This is a genomic window from Streptomyces sp. NBC_01460 (genome assembly GCF_036227405.1).
Taxonomy (GTDB): domain Bacteria; phylum Actinomycetota; class Actinomycetes; order Streptomycetales; family Streptomycetaceae; genus Streptomyces.
Genome location: NZ_CP109473.1, coordinates 8,586,301 through 8,601,561, shown reverse-complemented (window position 1 = coordinate 8,601,561; position 15,261 = coordinate 8,586,301). Strand labels below are relative to the sequence as shown.

Genomic DNA, 15,261 nt, shown 5'->3' with positions numbered 1-15,261 from the left:
GCCTCAACCGCTGCGATGAGGACGAGGGCGGCAAAGTGCTTTCAGTGGTAAGCGGAACCGAAGGCATGCCGGGCGCACCGACGAGCCATCGCCCTCCTCGAAGCCTTCCTCGCCGACCGAGAACGCATCATCGGCACCGAACACCCCGACACCCTCACCACCCGCGACAGCCTCGCAACCGCCTACCGGCGGGCGCAACGGTAGGTAGCGGCACGGTGCACCCTCGCGTGCCGTTCCAGCAGTGAACGTCCGCTTCGGCGGCGTCGAGGCGGAGCCGTTCATAGCGCAGCGGAGGGCGCCACACTCCGTGGCCCTGTGACACGTCGGCGCCGATATCCGCGACGAGGACGGGGTCGACGAGGACCGGCTCCAACAGGGTGCGACTGGTCCAGGACGCGGTGAAGCGGACATCGATCCACTGGTGGTCGGAGCCAACCGCCGCGCGATGGCCGGTTTCTGGCGTGAACCCCAGCACGTCTGCCCTCAAGGACGCTTTTCGGCCCTTTCATGGTGATCTCATCAGAACAATTTTCCGGGCCGGCCGCGGGCTTGGGCTGGCAAGATCTGGACCATGCCGATAAATCCGTTACTGGTCAGAGCGCGAGAGCTGTGGGAGGACCTGGCCCGGGTGCCGGTTTCGTTCCCGCCGGTGGGTGGTGTCAGCGTGGCCGTCTCGCCGGAATCGGGATTGTGCCCGGTCGGCTGGATCGGCGTTGTGACTCTGGGCGGGTCGGCGATCGCCACCGCGCCGAGCAAGGATGCGGCTCTGGTCGTTCGGGACGAGCTGGCGGCCCTGCCGGTGGCAGCTTTCGCGGATGCCGAAGCGGTCCGAGAAGTGCTGTCGGTGGCTCGGGTGCTCGGTCCGGCAGCGTTGTCGTATGTCTCCACGGCGGGCTTCCGCCCGGTGGAGCACGGTGCACTGACGGGAGAACAACTGCCGGGCAGTCATCCCGACCTGCTGAGTCTGGAACGACTGGCAAGCCATGAAGACGCGGCCGAGGCCGCGCTGCAGGAGATCGGCTCACCCGCATTCGTGTTCCGCGAGCACGGTCAAGTAGTTGCCGCAGCCGGATACGAGATCTGGCCGAGTCGAACCGCCCACATCAGCGTGCTGACCGCTCCCGAGGCGCGAGGGCGAGGGCTGGCCCGGTTGACCGCTTCGGCGGCGGTAGCGGCCGCTCTCGCGGCCGGGCTGCTGCCACAGTGGCGCGCTCGCCCACCTGCCTCCCGGCGCGTCGCGGCAGCCCTGGGGTTCGAGGAACTGGGTACGCAGCTCAGTATCGACATCACCCAAGACATTGAGGGCGCGCCAGGCAGCACCTCCTCCGGCACCGGACTGTAATGACCCTTCTTCAGGTGAACCGTGGTCGTCGACGACCAAGAACACCACGCGAAACTCAGTGTGCTCCTCACGATTCCCAAGACACGGAGAGCAAAGCTCGCCGCCCTCGGCCTGGAGCCGGCGGCCTGACAGACCACGCCTTCACGTCTGCTCGGCCCCGCCTGGAACGCCTGCGTCGTCCCATCGCAGTGGACTGCATCACGCTCACGCAATCCCGCGGGATCCCCCTCAGCCCGGTCGAACCACAACAGGCCCGGCCGAGAACTGCAACGGCACCACCGTCACGTACGAGCCCGCACCGTAGTCCTCCACCACACAGGAGACCTGCACAGGTCACGCCCCGCCCCCTCGGCAGACCATGCCGAGGGGGCGGGGCGTGGGGCTACGGCCAGGGTCAGGCGGTGGGTCAGGCGAGGCGGAACGAATCGTCCGTGCAGGGTAACGCCGCATCGTCGGGACTTCGTCGGGCGTGTGGCCGAACGGGCCGCCTTCACGTGTGGTCATGAGCGGCGTCTCACACAGCGCGAGTGGTCCGCACCGCTCCTTTCCGGCCCTCTCTTAATGACAGGTGCATGATAAGTGCGGAGCGATGGGCATAGTTCTGAGGCCCCCGGAGAACCTGCGCCCGGCCACTCCGCCTGTCGCGGCACCTCTCCGCTCTCGGTTCGGAGCGAGCCGAGTCCCCCACGAGTGAAGGGACAGCAATGCCGCACTCCTCATGGCTGAAGGCGGCCGGCGCCGCCTTCGCGGTCGCCCTGGCCACAGCAACAGCAGCCCACGCCGCACCCGCACCCGCACCCGCACCCGCACCGGAGTTGACCGCAGTAACAAGCGTGGCTGCCGTGGTGACACTCCACTACGACGACAGCCGCGCAGGCGGCTGGGAAGCGGCGATCGCCGCCGGAGTCGCCTCGTGGAACCGGAACGTCAGCAACGTCAGGCTCGTCGAAGCCGCACCCGGCACCCGGGCAGAAATCCAGATCGTCGCCACCAGTGGCTGGCCTCAGGCAACACTCGGACCGGTGCGCCCGGGTGGCCAGGTGCGTGTCGAACTCGGCAGCCAGGCGGTGTCCCAGGGCTATGACAAGACCCGCATCGCCACTCACGAGATGGGGCACAGCCTGGGCCTGCCCGACACCAAGCCCGGCCCGTGCTCCCAGCTGATGTCAGGATCGGCCGCGGGCACCAGTTGCACGAACGCGGTTCCGAACGCGACTGAACGATCCCGCGTCGAGTCCGCCTACGCCGGTGGCCTCGCCTCGCTCGTTCCCGCCGACGGCCGCACTCTGGTCGACGCGCCTTAGCCGGCGGGACGACCATCGCGCGTGAGGTGTCCGGCCCACTTCGTGCGGCCGGACACCTCGCGCGCGTCGGATCACACCGCTGTCGCCCGATCCGGGTCGTCAAGGGGGGTGTTGACCCTCAGCCACCGGTAGCCGTACGGGTCCAGCGCGACATCGACGAGGCCGGCGGCCGCCGACTTGAGGGTGTCACCGGTGAAGACATCGGTGAGCAGCCGGCCGCCCCTCAGTCCCGGGACCTCGACGGAGGCGGTGACGGACCGCTCGGAGAAATTGTGCAGCACGAGCACCGCGCCGCCCTCCAGCGAACTGAGGTGGACCAGCACGCCCGGATCGTCCGCGTCGATGACCCGGTAGTCGCCCCAGGCCAGCTCGGGGGTCTCCCGGTAGCGTTCGATCAGCGTCCGCATCCGTCCCAGCGGCGAAGCCGGGTCGTGCGCCTGGTCGTGCGCGTTGACCTTGGTCGGGCCGAACGCACCCGTCACGACGGGATTGGGCAGCTCCACTCCCTCCCCCGCGGTGAAACCGCCACTCTTGTCGGACGTCCACTGCATCGGGGTGCGGACAGCCTGCCGGCCCTCGGCGGCGAGGTTCTCGCCCATGCCGATCTCCTCGCCGTAGAACAGCACCGGTGTGCCGGGCAGGGAGAAGAGCAGGCTGTACGCCAGGTCCACGCGCCGCCGGTCGCCGTCGACCATCGGCGGCAGGCGGCGGCGCAGGCCCCGGTCGTAGAGCTGCATGTCCTTGTCGGGGCCGAAGGCGGCGAAGACCTCGGCGCGCTCGTCGTCGTCGAGTTTGTCGAGCGTGAGCTCGTCGTGGTTGCGGACGAACGTGGCCCAGTGCGCGTCTCGGGGCGCCGCGGGGCGCTCCCGGAGAGCCGCCGCCAGAGGGGCCGCCTCGCCCCGCGCCATCGACAGGTACATCTGCTGCATACCGATGAAGTCGAAGCACATGGTCAGCTCGTCACCGCGGGAGGACTCCGAGTCGCCGAAGAACTTCGCGGTGTCCGGGTAGGGCAGGTTCACCTCGCCCAGCAGCACCGCGTCACCGCTGCGACGTCCGAGGAAGGCCCGCAGGTCGGCGAGGTACTCGTGCGGGTCGGGCAGCTGGTCCGCGTCCTCCTGGCCGTCGGTCTCCAGCAGGAACGGCACCGCGTCGACCCGGAACCCCGACAGTCCGAGCTGCGTCCAGAAGCCCATGATGCGCGCTATCTCGTCACGGACCGCCGGGTTGGCGACGTTGAGGTCGGGCTGCTGCTTGTAGAACCGGTGCAGGTAGTACTGCTCGGTGGTCTCGTCGTACTCCCAGACGCTGTTCTCGACGTCGGGGAAGACCACACCCTCGGGGCCGTCCTCCGGCGGGCTGTCGCACCAGACGTACCAGTCGCGGTGCTTCGACGTGCGGCTGGAGCGGGCGTCCTGGAACCACGGATGCTGGTCGGAGGTGTGGTTGACGACCAGGTCGGCGATGACCCGGATGCCCCGGTCGCGGGCGGTGCGCACGAACTCGGTGAAGTCGCCCAGCGTGCCGAGCCGGGGATCGACGGCGTAGAAGTCGGTGATGTCGTAGCCGTCGTCGCGCTCCCGCGTCGGGTAGAACGGCATCAGCCACACGCAGGTGACGCCGAGGCGCACCAGGTGGTCGATCCGCTGGGTCAGGCCCGCGAAGTCGCCGGTGCCGTCGCCGTCGGAGTCCTGGTACGTCTCCACGTCCAGGCAGTAGACGACCGCGTTCTTCCACCACAGGTCGGAGGTGCGGGTCAGCCTCATCGGACACCCTCCGCGACCGCGGCCGGGGGCCGGGTGACATCCAGCTGCGGCAGCACCTTCGCGCCGAACGCGTCGATGAAGGCACTCTGCTCCTTGCCGACATGATGCAGCATGACGGCGTCGAAGCCGAGGTCGGCGTAGTCCTGGAGCCAGGCCGCGTGCCGGCCGAGATCGTCGGAGATGTTGACGGACTCCGCGACCCTGTCCGGGGAGACGTGCTCGCTGACGTTGTCGAACAGCTCGGCAGAGTCGAGGTCCCAGCTCGCCGGAGGCCCGTGCACGTTGGTACGCCACTGGTCGTGGGCGAGTTCCTGGGCGGTTTCCAGGTCGGCGGCCCAGCTGAGGTGCACCTGGAGGTGCAGCCGGCCGACGCCGCCCGCCGAACGGTAGGCGTCCACGATCCGGCGCAGTGTCTCGCGCGGCGCGTTCACCGTGATCAGGCCGTCCGCCCACTCCGCGCACCACCGCGCGGTCGCCTCGCTGCACGCGGCCCCCACCAACGGTGGCACCGTCTCCGGACGGGTCCACAACCTGGCCCGGTCCACGGTCACCAGCCCGTCGTGGCTCACCTCCTCGCCGCGCAGCAGCGCCCGGATGATGTCGACGCACTCGCGCAGCCTCGCGTTCCGGACGTCCTTACGCGGCCAACGGTCGCCGGTTATGTGCTCGTTGGACGCCTCACCGCTTCCCAGCGCCGCCCAGAAGCGGCCTGGGTACATCGCGGCGAGGCTGCCGATCGCCTGCGCGACGACCGCCGGATGGTAGCGCTGGCCCGGGGCGTTCACCACTCCGAAGGGGATCCTGTCGGTGGCCTGGAGCGCCGCGCCGAGCCAGGACCAGGCGAAGCCGGACTCCCCCTGCCTGACGCTCCACGGTGAGAAGTGGTCCGAGCACATCGCGGCGGTGAAGCCCGCGCCTTCCGCGCGCACGACGGCTGCCAGCAGGTCGGCGGGAGGTACTTGTTCATGGGAGGCGTGGAATCCATAGACGGTCATGGGATCCGCGTACCCGGCACAAGAGGGATCATCGGTCGCCGTCCCCGCCCGCTCGGCTCAGTCGTCGCGCCGGTGCACCCGCGCCTCCCACGGGGCGAGCACCAGGCGGCCGGACCGCGGGGGGACCGACGGACCGTTGCCCATGACGAGTTCGGCGTCGTCCCATCCGGCGGGCATCACGGCGGAGGCCGTGTCGCCGGTGAAGTTCCCGACGACCAGGAGCACCGTGCGGCCGTACCGGCGGGTGAACGCGTAGATCCGCTCGTCGTCCGGCAGCAGCATCGTGAAGTCGCCGTGCACGACGGCCGGTTCCTGGTGCCGGAGGGCGATCAGCCGACGGTAGTGGTGGTAGACGGAGTCGGGATCCGCGAGGGCCGCTTCGGCGTTGACCTCGGTGTGGTCCGGGTTGACGGGGATCCACGGGGTGCCTGTGGTGAACCCCGCATGCGGGGACGCGTCCCACTGCATGGGTGTACGGGCGTTGTCGCGGCCCATCGCCCGTAGTCCCGGGAGGACGTCTTCGGGTTCCGCCCCCGCGCGCAGTGCCTCCGTGTAGTGGTTCAGGGACTCGATGTCCCTGAAGTCCTCGATGGTACGCAAGGGCGCGTTGGCCATGCCGAGTTCCTCGCCCTGGTAGACGTACGGCGTGCCCCGGTGCAGGTGGAGCACGGTCGCGAGCATCGTCGCGGACCGGGTCCGGTGGCTCGGTCGGTCGTCACCGAACCGGGAGACCACCCGGGGCTGGTCGTGGTTGTTCCAGTACAGGCTGTTCCACCCGACGTCGGCGAGGCCGGACTGCCAGCGGCCGAGCGAGGCCTTGAGGTCGGTGAGCCGCAGCGGGCGGGGATCGAACTTGCCCCGCCCGTGGTCGAGCCCCACGTGCTCGAACTGGAAGACCATGTCGAGCTCGGCACGCACCGGGTCGGTGAACAGGCGGGCCTGCTCGACCGTCACCCCGGGCATCTCCCCGACGGTCAGCAGCCGGCCCGGGTAGCGGGCGATCACCTCGCGGTGCATCTCCTGGAGGTAGTCGTGTATGCGGGGTCCGCAGACGAAGTAGGGCGAGCCGTCACCGTACGGCCCCTGTCCGTGCACCTCGCCGTCGGGCAGGGCGGGGTCCTTGGAGATGAGGTTGACGACGTCCATCCGGAAGCCGTCCACTCCCCGGTCCAGCCACCAGCGCATCATCGCGTACACGGCCCGACGCATCCGAGGGTTCTCCCAGTTGAGGTCGGGCTGCTTCGGCGAGAAGAGATGGAGGTAGTACGCGTCGCTCGCCGCGTCCAGCTCCCAGGCGGAACCGGAGAAGAAGGAGCCCCAGTTGTTGGGTTCGCGTCCCTCACATGGCGGACGCCACCAGTACCAGTCGCGCTTCGGGCTCGCCGGGTCGCGTGACTCCTGGAACCACGGATGCTCGTCGGAGGTGTGGTTGACGACCAGGTCCATGACGAGTTTCATCCCGCGCTCGTGCACGGCGCCCAGCAGCCGGTCGAAGGCCGCCAGGTCACCGAAGACGGGGTCGATGTCCTGGTAGTCGCTGATGTCGTACCCGTTGTCGGCCTGCGGGGACGGGTTGACGGGTGACAGCCAGAGCACGTCGACGCCGAGCCCGGACAGATGGTCCAGGCGTCCGGTGAGGCCGTCCAGGTCGCCGACGCCGTCACCGTCGGAGTCGGCGAAGCTGCGCGGATAGACCTGGTAGACCACCGCGGACCGCCACCACGCTTCCTCGGCGTGCTCCATGTCGTCGGCTGCCATCGGTGGACTCCTCTCGCCCGGGGTGGGGAATGTCAGTCTCCTTTCCCCGGGGGCTGAGGTCATACCGGTCAGGGCGGCACCGTCGGCCGGGCGCCCCGACTCCCCCGGGACGAACCGACCCGCTGGGCCCGTCCCCGCACGCACCGGCCGGCGCCTTCTCGGTGCCGCCGACCGCGCCGCGTGCCCTTTCGTCGCGGGGTGCCCGCAGGCCACACGTGTTGCTCCACACGGCCCCGCGGGCGCCGCTTGCTCGGGGAACGGGGCGGGGCATGAACGGGGGGCCACAATCGGCGGCCACGGTCTACGCGGCCGCACTTCGTGAGGCACCCAAGCCGTGCAGGGACGGCGGCCCGGACCCAGGCCGCCCTCGCGTCGAACTGCTACGTGTCCCGTGCGGCGATGTCTCGGCACCTGAGCGGCGAGCGCCTGGTCGAGCGGTTCTTCGTGGCCCGACTCCGTGAGGTCCTCGCCGACCAGGGCCATCCGCTGACCGCCGCGGAGTGCGAGCGGCTGATCGAACTGTGCGGTGACAGCCACCGGGCGAGCGGATCGCCCTCGGTGCAGCTCGCGCAGCTCCGTGAGGAACTCACGGAGCTCAAGCAGGCGCAGGACTTGAGCGGGAGGCGGCTGGCAGCGGTCGAGGAAGAGGCCGCCGGCCTCTTCCAGGAGTTGTTCCAGGCACGTGAGCGAGCCCAGGCCTCGGAAAGCAGGGAAAGTGAACTGGCCGAGTTGGCCGCCTGCCAGCGCGACCAGCTCCGCCAGACGCAGAAGTACACCCGGCAGCCTGAAGCCGAACTCACCGAGCAGACCGAACAAGCAGCCATGCTGCTCCGGGAAGTCAGTGTGCTGCGTGCGCAGAACACGAAGCTGCTCGACAGCACGACTCCGGCGGTGTCGCTCATGGACACCAGCGTCGACGCCACCCTCGCCCGACGCGCGGCCCGCCTCAAAGGGACGGCTGTGACCGGGGCTCCAGCGGCCCCGACAAGATCCCTGGTGCCGTCACTCCCGCCCGAACCTCCCCGACCGCTGCCAAGACCCCCGGCAAGAAGGACCGCCCCGCCGAACAATCCGCGCCAGCACCTTCTGCCCCTCCTGCTCAGGACACCGCGGCCCGGATCGTCGGCCGGTACGTCGTGATAGGCGTGCCCCTCGCATGGACCTTCATCATGACGGGCGTCATAGGAGTCACCGCAGCAGCGGGGTTGCTGATCCCGGGTCCCGCTTGCGCGGTTCCGGCCCGCCCCGAGGTCAGCGCCTGTCAGGGGGACGGGCGGCCGGTGCTGTGCGCAGGCGCGCGGCGATGGGCTGGAATCGCTGGACGAAGCCAGGGCTCTTCATCTGCTCGGGCTCGGGCTCGGGCAGCTGCTTGTGCGGGAGGGGCCGGCGCCCGGCGAGCGACCAGCCCAAGGGCGCAGCCGGGCGCGGTTCATGTCCCGGTCGACGCCCTCAAGGCAGTCCGCGTCGACGGGCAGCACCCACTCGATTGCCGGATCACCCCGTCCAGAGCGATGAGGAGGTGAGGGAAACCGAAGAGGAACCCCAGACAGCACTCGCGCCGAACCGCCTCGCTCTGCTCGGGGCTCACCGCAACACCCTTCTCTTCGCCTCCGGGGCCCGGGGAGCACGATCCTGCAGTCGGTGTCCGGGAAGATGTCGATCTCACCGAGAGCGACGTGCACCGTCGCGATCTCACGGTCGGGGCAGGACGCGTACCTCGAGGAAGGACGATCACGTCGTGGGCGCCGATGACATCGGCCACCCGCCGCCGCGAGCGGGCTGCGGTCGGTGGGGTGATGACGCCACGGTTACTGTCCTGCGCGGCGGGTCTCCCACATGCACGTGTGGCGGGTCAGGAGGCCGGGACCGTCCGGTGAGGACCACAGCGTGCTGAGGCCAGTGCATGCGGCTCAGGCGCTGCCCAACCCGTACGAGTACGCCCAAGGCCCGCACCATGGTTGGTGCGGGCCTTGGGCGCGCTCAGGCACCGGCAAGTTCGACTACCGCAGTCCGACGGATCCCGAGTTCGAGCCGTTCTCCATCGAGGCTGACGCCGGAGCCCGGCTTCCACCTGATTGATTGCGCCGAGTGCGGCCCGATTGCCCGCCCGGCGCCCGGCGCCCGGCGCCCGGAATAACGGTCTGGCAGAGAGCTACCTGAGGCCGCCAACGCCTCCTGGTCGCCCTGGCGCCGTCCGGCACCACCTGTTCGGTAAGAGCCCCTCTGGCCGCTCCTTCACAGAACCCTCGCGCCCGGCCCAGGCTCAGACGGTGTGCCAGCTACCGAGATAGATGGTCAGGTCTCCATTCTGCTGGATGAGGCGCACTTTGGTGATGACCACACCAGTCGGAGCAGTACCCGAGCCGCATCCGGCCGAAGCTCCGTTACCGTCGCTGATAATCCCGCTCTTACCGTCGGACCGCTGGTACGCCGTCCGGAACCCCAGCCCGTCCGCCTCTTCGTCGCACACCTTCAGAGTTCGGTGGCTGTTACTTATGTAGGCGGTCCCACAGTTCTGCGCAACAGCGCCGCAGGCATACCATTGGAATTTGGTGTCATGAGCCTGAGCCGCAGTCCCGCCCCCCAAGGTAAAGGCAACTGCAGCAAGCCCGATGGCGGCAATTGAACGCTTTCGCAACGCATCCCCCTAGAAGGTCTCAGGATCGAACGCACCTGGCGTGCCGCCAGCATGGGTGCCCTACGTCGCCGTCGTACTCGGCCCCGTAGCGCACCGCGTGCGCCGCTTGAGAACGAGCATCGCTGACGCGAGCACGACCAGCGAGGCCTTTGCGCCCTGGCGCAGAAACGCAGGTCAGGCCCGGAACGCCGGTGTCTACGGCGAAGGGAACTTTCCGGGATCCCTGAACACCTCCGCTCGACGGCACTCTGGACGCGAGGACTGAGCCGTCCCGGTACGCCGCCTCCCTCACGCGAGCTGTGGCCGAGGACATCGGGGCGGGCGCGCTCGGCACTGTGCAGTTACCGCCTCTCACCGAGCAGCAGAACATCGGCTTCGGCCACGTCCAGGCGGAGCCGTTCGTAGCGCAGCGGGTGGCGCCACACGCCGCGGTCTCCTGTAACACGTCGGCGCCGATCTCCGCGACGAGGATGCGGTGAAGCGGATGCCGGCCATGGGTGGTCGGGGCCGGCTGCGGTGAGGTGGTCGGCGAGCTCGCGGGCCGTGCCGGGTCTCAGCAGGGTGGTCTTGCCCACCATGGTTAGGCGGCCGGTGGTGTCGTAGCGGCCCAGGAGCAGAACCTGGGGGCACCCACACCCTCGTCCCGCATCGCGTCGACGAACGAGACCGCCTCGGCCACCCCGTCGGCCCACGCCCCGTCCTCCCCCGGCGCGCCCAGGCCACCGAAGAACACCGCGACGTCGACGGTGCGCTCGGTCGACTTCCACCGCGGTACCGCGCTGTCCGCCGTCACCCCTCCGGAGCAGCCGCCGATGCCCACCGCCTCACACACGTGAGATTCCGGATCCACTTGCCGAGGCGCGGGGCGCCGGCCCCGCGGATCCTTCCCTTGTGTGCGGTAGCGGCCTCTTCTCCAGCTCTCCCGTCACCGGTGTAGCGCCGCGGTGAGCATCGGCAGTGCGTGGCGCAGTTCTCTGTAGCCGTAGGTGCCGGTGTGCCCGCCTGGATAGATGTGGGTGGTCACGGGTGCACCCAGAGCTGTGAGACGGTCGCTGAGCATCCGTGTCTCCTCGCCACATACGGCCTCGGTGACGGATACGACGCCCTTGTCGGCGAGCGCGACCCATTTCTCGGTGCCCGGGATGTGGGGGTCGGGCTCGTCGCCGTCGAGGGGACCGGGCGTTCCGTCACCGGAGGCGAGGTAGACGGGCGTGTGGCGTAGGCCCTGGGCGTGATGGTACGGATCCCAGTCGAGCCACGTCTTCCACTGCTTCCACGGATCGCCGAAGATCGCGTAGCTGTCCACTCCGACGAACCTGGCACCTGAAAGCCACATCTCCGAGTGCCGGACCGGGTGTACGGGTGCCCCGAAAGCGGCGACGGCGCTGAACAGTCCCGAGACACGGGCGGCGAGTCCCAGGGCGCCGAATCCGCCCTGGGACTCGCCGGCCGCCGCTCTTTCGGGCCCGGCGCCGTAAGCCTTTTCCACCAGGGGCAGGACCTCTCGGAGGAAATAGGTACGCACCTGGGGCGCGCCGCCCTTGCCGTGGTTCCACCAGTCGGTCCAGAAGCCGAAGAGTGGCATGGCCGGCATCACCACCAGGACATCACGCAGTTCCGCCAGGTCCTGCACTTTGAACAGGCTTGTCCAGGTCGTATGGTCGCCGTCTCCGCCCGCGAACAGATAGAGCGTGGGCCAGCGGTCGCCGGGGCGGCGCCGATCCCAGCCGCGTGGCGTCAGCAGCGCCACCGTGCTCCGGCCGCCGAGGGCCGGGGAGTCCATGGTCAGTTCGACCAACCGGTCGTTCAGGCGGCGTTCCGCGAGAACTCTGCCGGTATCGCCGGTCGGAGCGGCGGCGCCCAGCAGGGCCCCGGCACCCAGAAGGGCCCCAGCCGTGAGAACGGTACGGCGTGTGCGCGACATGACCGAGTAATCGGCCAGAGTCTCGCCGACCTTTAACCCACAGCTCACGCCGTACGCGGAGTACGCATAGATCCCTCGCGGCAGACGGCCCCGGGAAGCCCCGGGGATGGCGTGTCGCCGGTAGTGGCGCCGGCCTCCACAGTCTTCGGACGCAGCAGGAGGCTGATGCCTTCGGGCCGCACACCGCATCGCGGACGCAGTCACTTCACCCGATGTGGGCGTCGCAGCGGTTGAGGTAGGCGGCGGCCAGTTCCGCGAGGGCGGGACCGCTGCCTTCGTAGGCCAGAGGGGAGAAGTCCGGCGGAGGGACGTATCCCTCGGGCATGGCCGCGTAGGTGCGGTCCATCAGGCTCTGATAGGCGTCAGTCAGTGTTCGGGGCCAGATTCCGGTCAGGGGAGGGCGCATCCGGGCTTCGGCTGCGAGTGCCGCGTGGTGCGCTGCGGCCTCGGCGGCTGCCTCTTTGATGGTCAGGTCGGTGATCAGGGGGCGGCCGGGAGGCTGCTGCCGGAGGCGATGGGCCAGCCGGAGGGCGCCTGGCGCCATGTGATCCTGCGGACCCGGCCGGTGGTGCGCGAGTCGGCCTGAACCGCCCTCGCGCACCCGGCCGGTGGCCGGCGGACCGGCTCGGTGTGGAGGCGCCGCAGCTCCCAGGGCGGCACGCATGGGGAGCGCTCCCAAAGTCGCGCGGCTCAACCACTGCCCCTGACCTGCCCCTTCGGAATCCGTTTGCCGCATTCCGTCCCGATAGGTTGTCAGGGACACATCGACGCTCCTACAGTCCCCTACGAACCTCGGGTGGGAGCGCTCCCAGTTCACGACGGCTGGGCGCTCCCGATTCCCTGATCGCCCCACCCGGTCATCCCTCCTGGAGAGGCCCCGCATGCGAGCGTCACCGCACGGCCCCAGAACCTCGCGCAGCCTGCTCGGCGCGCTGCTCCTCGCTCTCGCCACCGTGGCGGCCTTCCTGGCCGCTGCTCCGGCGGCCCACGCGGACACCCTGATCTGCGAACAGTACGGCTCGACGACGATCCAGGGCCGCTACGTGGTCCAGAACAACCGCTGGGGCACCAGCGCCCCCCAGTGCGTCACCGCTACCGACAGCGGCTTCAGGGTGACCCAGGCCGACGGCTCCGTCCCCACGAACGGCGCCCCGAAGTCCTATCCCTCGGTCTTCAACGGCTGTCACTACACCAACTGTTCGCCCGGGACGAACCTCCCGGCGCAGGTCAGCGGTATCGCCAGCGCCCCCAGCAGCATCTCCTACGGCTATGTCGGCGACGCCGTGTACAACGCGTCGTACGACATCTGGCTGGACCCCACGCCCAAGAAGGACGGGGTGAGCCGCACCGAGATCATGATCTGGTTCAACAAGGTCGGCCCGATCCAGCCGATCGGCTCGCAGGTCGGCACCGCCTCCGTGGGTGGGCGCACCTGGCAGGTGTGGACGGGCAGCAACGGCTCCAACGACGTCATCTCCTTCGTCGCCCCGTCGGCCGTCGCCGGGTGGAGCTTCGACGTCATGGACTTCGTCCGGAACACCGTCTCCCGCGGCATGGCCCAGAACAACTGGTATCTCACCAGCGTCCAGGCCGGCTTCGAGCCATGGCAGAACGGTGCCGGGCTCGCGGTGAACTCCTTCTCCTCGGCCGTGAACCTCGGGACTCCGGGCACCGGCGATCCGGGTGGGCCCGGGGACCCGGTGACGGCCTGCAAGGTCACCTACGCGACGAACGTCTGGACCGGCGGCTTCACCGCCGACGTCACGGTCGCCAACACCGGTTCGATGCCCGTCGACTCCTGGAAGCTGTCCTTCACCCTGCCCTCCGGGCAACGCGTCACCAACGCGTGGAACGCCACCGTCAGCGGAGCGTCCGGAGCGGTGACGGCGACCGGCCTCGCGCACAGCGCCCGGATAGCGGCCGGAGCCAGCCAGACGTTCGGTTTCCAGGGAACCTACAGCGGCACGTTCTCGCAGCCGTCCGGATTCAGCCTCAACGGCGCCCGCTGCGCCTGAGTCCGGCGCACGACCACGGCCCGCCCTCTCACCGTCCCGCACGTACAGGGCGGGCCCCGCGCTCCCCGCTCGCCTCGCCGCCGAGCCGCCCCGGGCCCACCGCCTCCCCGGTCCGTGCACGGCATCCCCAGATCCCTCGCCCGTCAAGGCGACGCCTTCCCCACAGGGCGAGAGTTCCCTCACCGGACGGTGACAGAAGGAGACAGGCGCAATCGGAAGAAGTCCCCACACAGGCACAGGAGACACCATGGCTCGACGCAAGAGACAACTTGTTTCCCTGGCGGCGGTGTTCGCCACCCTGCTCGGCGGAATCGCCCTGACCCTGCTGGGCCAGGGCAACGCCCAGGCTCACGGCGTGACGATGACTCCGGGCTCGCGTACCTACCTCTGCTGGCTGGACGCCAGGACCAGCACCGGTTCCCTGGACCCGACCAACCCGGCGTGCAAGGCCGCGCTCAGCGAGAGCGGCTCGACGGCGCTGTACAACTGGTTCGCCGTGCTCGACTCCAACGCGGGCGGACGAGGGGCCGGTTACGTCCCGGACGGAAAGCTGTGCAGCGCCGGCGACCGGTCGCCGTACAATTTCACCGGATACAACGCCGCCCGCTCCGACTGGCCCCGGACTCACCTGACGGCCGGCCGGACGATCCAGGTCAAGCACAGCAACTGGGCCGCGCACCCGGGCTCCTTCCGGGTGTACCTGTCCAAGCCCGGCTACTCGCCCAGCACCGAGCTGGGCTGGGACGACCTGGACCTGATCGAGACCGTCACCAACCCGCCCCAGACGGGCTCCCCGGGCACGGACGGCGGCCACTACTACTGGGATCTGGCCCTGCCCTCGGGCCGCTCGGGTGACGCGGTGATGTTCATCCAGTGGGTGCGCTCGGACAGCCAGGAGAACTTCTTCTCCTGCTCCGACGTCGTCTTCGACGGCGGCAACGGCGAGGTCACCGGCATCCGGGGCTCGGGCAGCACCCCGAACCCGACGCCCACGCCGACCCCGGACCCGACCCCCACGCCGACCGACCCGCACAGCGGGTGCATGGCCGTCTACCAGGTGACCAACTACTGGAGCGGTGGATTCCAGGGGTCCGTCGAGGTCATGAACCACGGCACGACGGCGCGTGACGGCTGGGCGGTGAAGTGGACGCCCGGCGCCGGAGCCAAGGTCAGCAGTGTGTGGAACGGCGCGCTGACCTCCGGGTCCGACGGCACGGTCACGGTCAGGAGTCTCGACTACAACCGGTCCATCCCACCGGACGGAAGCGTCACCTTCGGATTCACAGCGACATCGACCGGCAACAACCTCCCGGTCGGCTCGATCGGCTGCGTCAACCCGTAGCCGCTGACGGAGGCAGCGCCGGCTCCCGCCTTCCGGGGGCCGGCGCTGTCGTGCTTCCCTGCTGACAGGCCCACCGTGGCGGCGGCATGCGGGCGGCACAGCCGCTGCCGCCGGTCAACGTGCGTGAAGCTCCTGGTGGACCCCGTACGTGCCTTCCCGAGGGGTGAGGTCGCCGGT

11 protein-coding genes are annotated in these 15,261 nt (G+C 69.5%); 5 read left to right on the top strand and 6 right to left on the bottom strand.

The window, feature by feature from the left end; translation table 11 throughout:
* Positions 1 to 571: 571 nt before the first annotated feature.
* Positions 572 to 1,342, top strand: coding sequence for a GNAT family N-acetyltransferase (locus OG488_RS38275; RefSeq protein WP_329238208.1), 771 nt, complete (start codon positions 572 to 574; stop codon positions 1,340 to 1,342).
* 704 nt (positions 1,343 to 2,046) lie between these two features.
* Positions 2,047 to 2,646 carry a snapalysin family zinc-dependent metalloprotease gene (locus OG488_RS38270; protein WP_329238205.1) on the top strand — a complete coding sequence of 200 codons (600 nt, stop codon included), beginning with the start codon at positions 2,047 to 2,049 and terminating at the stop codon, positions 2,644 to 2,646.
* Positions 2,647 to 2,717: 71 nt separating this feature from the next.
* Here the strand turns inward: OG488_RS38270 and OG488_RS38265 are convergent, their stop codons facing one another.
* Genes OG488_RS38265 through OG488_RS38255 form a run of 3 tightly spaced genes read right to left on the bottom strand, consistent with a single transcriptional unit; the run spans position 2,718 to position 7,165 of the window.
* A complete protein-coding gene (locus OG488_RS38265) occupies positions 2,718 to 4,412 on the bottom strand; it encodes an alpha-amylase family protein (RefSeq protein WP_329238203.1) in 1,695 nt (564 codons plus the stop codon).
* Positions 4,409 to 5,407: a TIGR03885 family FMN-dependent LLM class oxidoreductase gene (locus tag OG488_RS38260; RefSeq protein WP_329238201.1), complete on the bottom strand. Its 999-nt coding sequence runs from the start codon at positions 5,405 to 5,407 to the stop codon at positions 4,409 to 4,411. Before OG488_RS38260 ends, OG488_RS38265 begins: the two co-directional genes overlap by 4 nt.
* 57 nt (positions 5,408 to 5,464) lie before the next feature.
* A complete protein-coding gene (locus OG488_RS38255; protein ID WP_329238199.1) occupies positions 5,465 to 7,165 on the bottom strand; it encodes a glycoside hydrolase family 13 protein in 1,701 nt (566 codons plus the stop codon).
* A gap of 399 nt (positions 7,166 to 7,564) precedes the next feature.
* Between OG488_RS38255 and OG488_RS38250 the strand changes: the two genes are divergently transcribed.
* Positions 7,565 to 8,305, top strand: coding sequence for a hypothetical protein (locus tag OG488_RS38250; RefSeq protein ID WP_329238196.1), 741 nt, complete (start codon positions 7,565 to 7,567; stop codon positions 8,303 to 8,305).
* A gap of 2,078 nt (positions 8,306 to 10,383) precedes the next feature.
* Here the strand turns inward: OG488_RS38250 and OG488_RS38245 are convergent.
* The 3 genes from OG488_RS38245 to OG488_RS38235 form a co-directional block, all read right to left on the bottom strand.
* Entirely contained in the window at positions 10,384 to 10,635 is a 252-nt protein-coding gene (locus OG488_RS38245; RefSeq protein WP_329238194.1) for a hypothetical protein, read from the bottom strand.
* Between the two features lie 93 nt (positions 10,636 to 10,728).
* Positions 10,729 to 11,727, bottom strand: a complete 999-nt coding sequence (locus OG488_RS38240; protein WP_329238191.1) for an alpha/beta hydrolase — start codon at positions 11,725 to 11,727, stop codon at positions 10,729 to 10,731.
* Between the two features lie 205 nt (positions 11,728 to 11,932).
* Positions 11,933 to 12,271, bottom strand: coding sequence for a hypothetical protein (locus OG488_RS38235; RefSeq protein WP_329238188.1), 339 nt, complete (start codon positions 12,269 to 12,271; stop codon positions 11,933 to 11,935).
* A gap of 337 nt (positions 12,272 to 12,608) precedes the next feature.
* Here OG488_RS38235 and OG488_RS38230 point away from each other — a divergent pair, with 337 nt between their 5' ends.
* Together OG488_RS38230 and OG488_RS38225 are read left to right on the top strand one after the other, a co-directional pair.
* Entirely contained in the window at positions 12,609 to 13,742 is a 1,134-nt protein-coding gene (locus OG488_RS38230; RefSeq protein ID WP_329238185.1) for a GH12 family glycosyl hydrolase domain-containing protein, read from the top strand.
* Between the two features lie 247 nt (positions 13,743 to 13,989).
* Positions 13,990 to 15,084, top strand: coding sequence for a lytic polysaccharide monooxygenase (locus tag OG488_RS38225; protein WP_329238182.1), 1,095 nt, complete (start codon positions 13,990 to 13,992; stop codon positions 15,082 to 15,084).
* Positions 15,085 to 15,261: the final 177 nt, after the last annotated feature.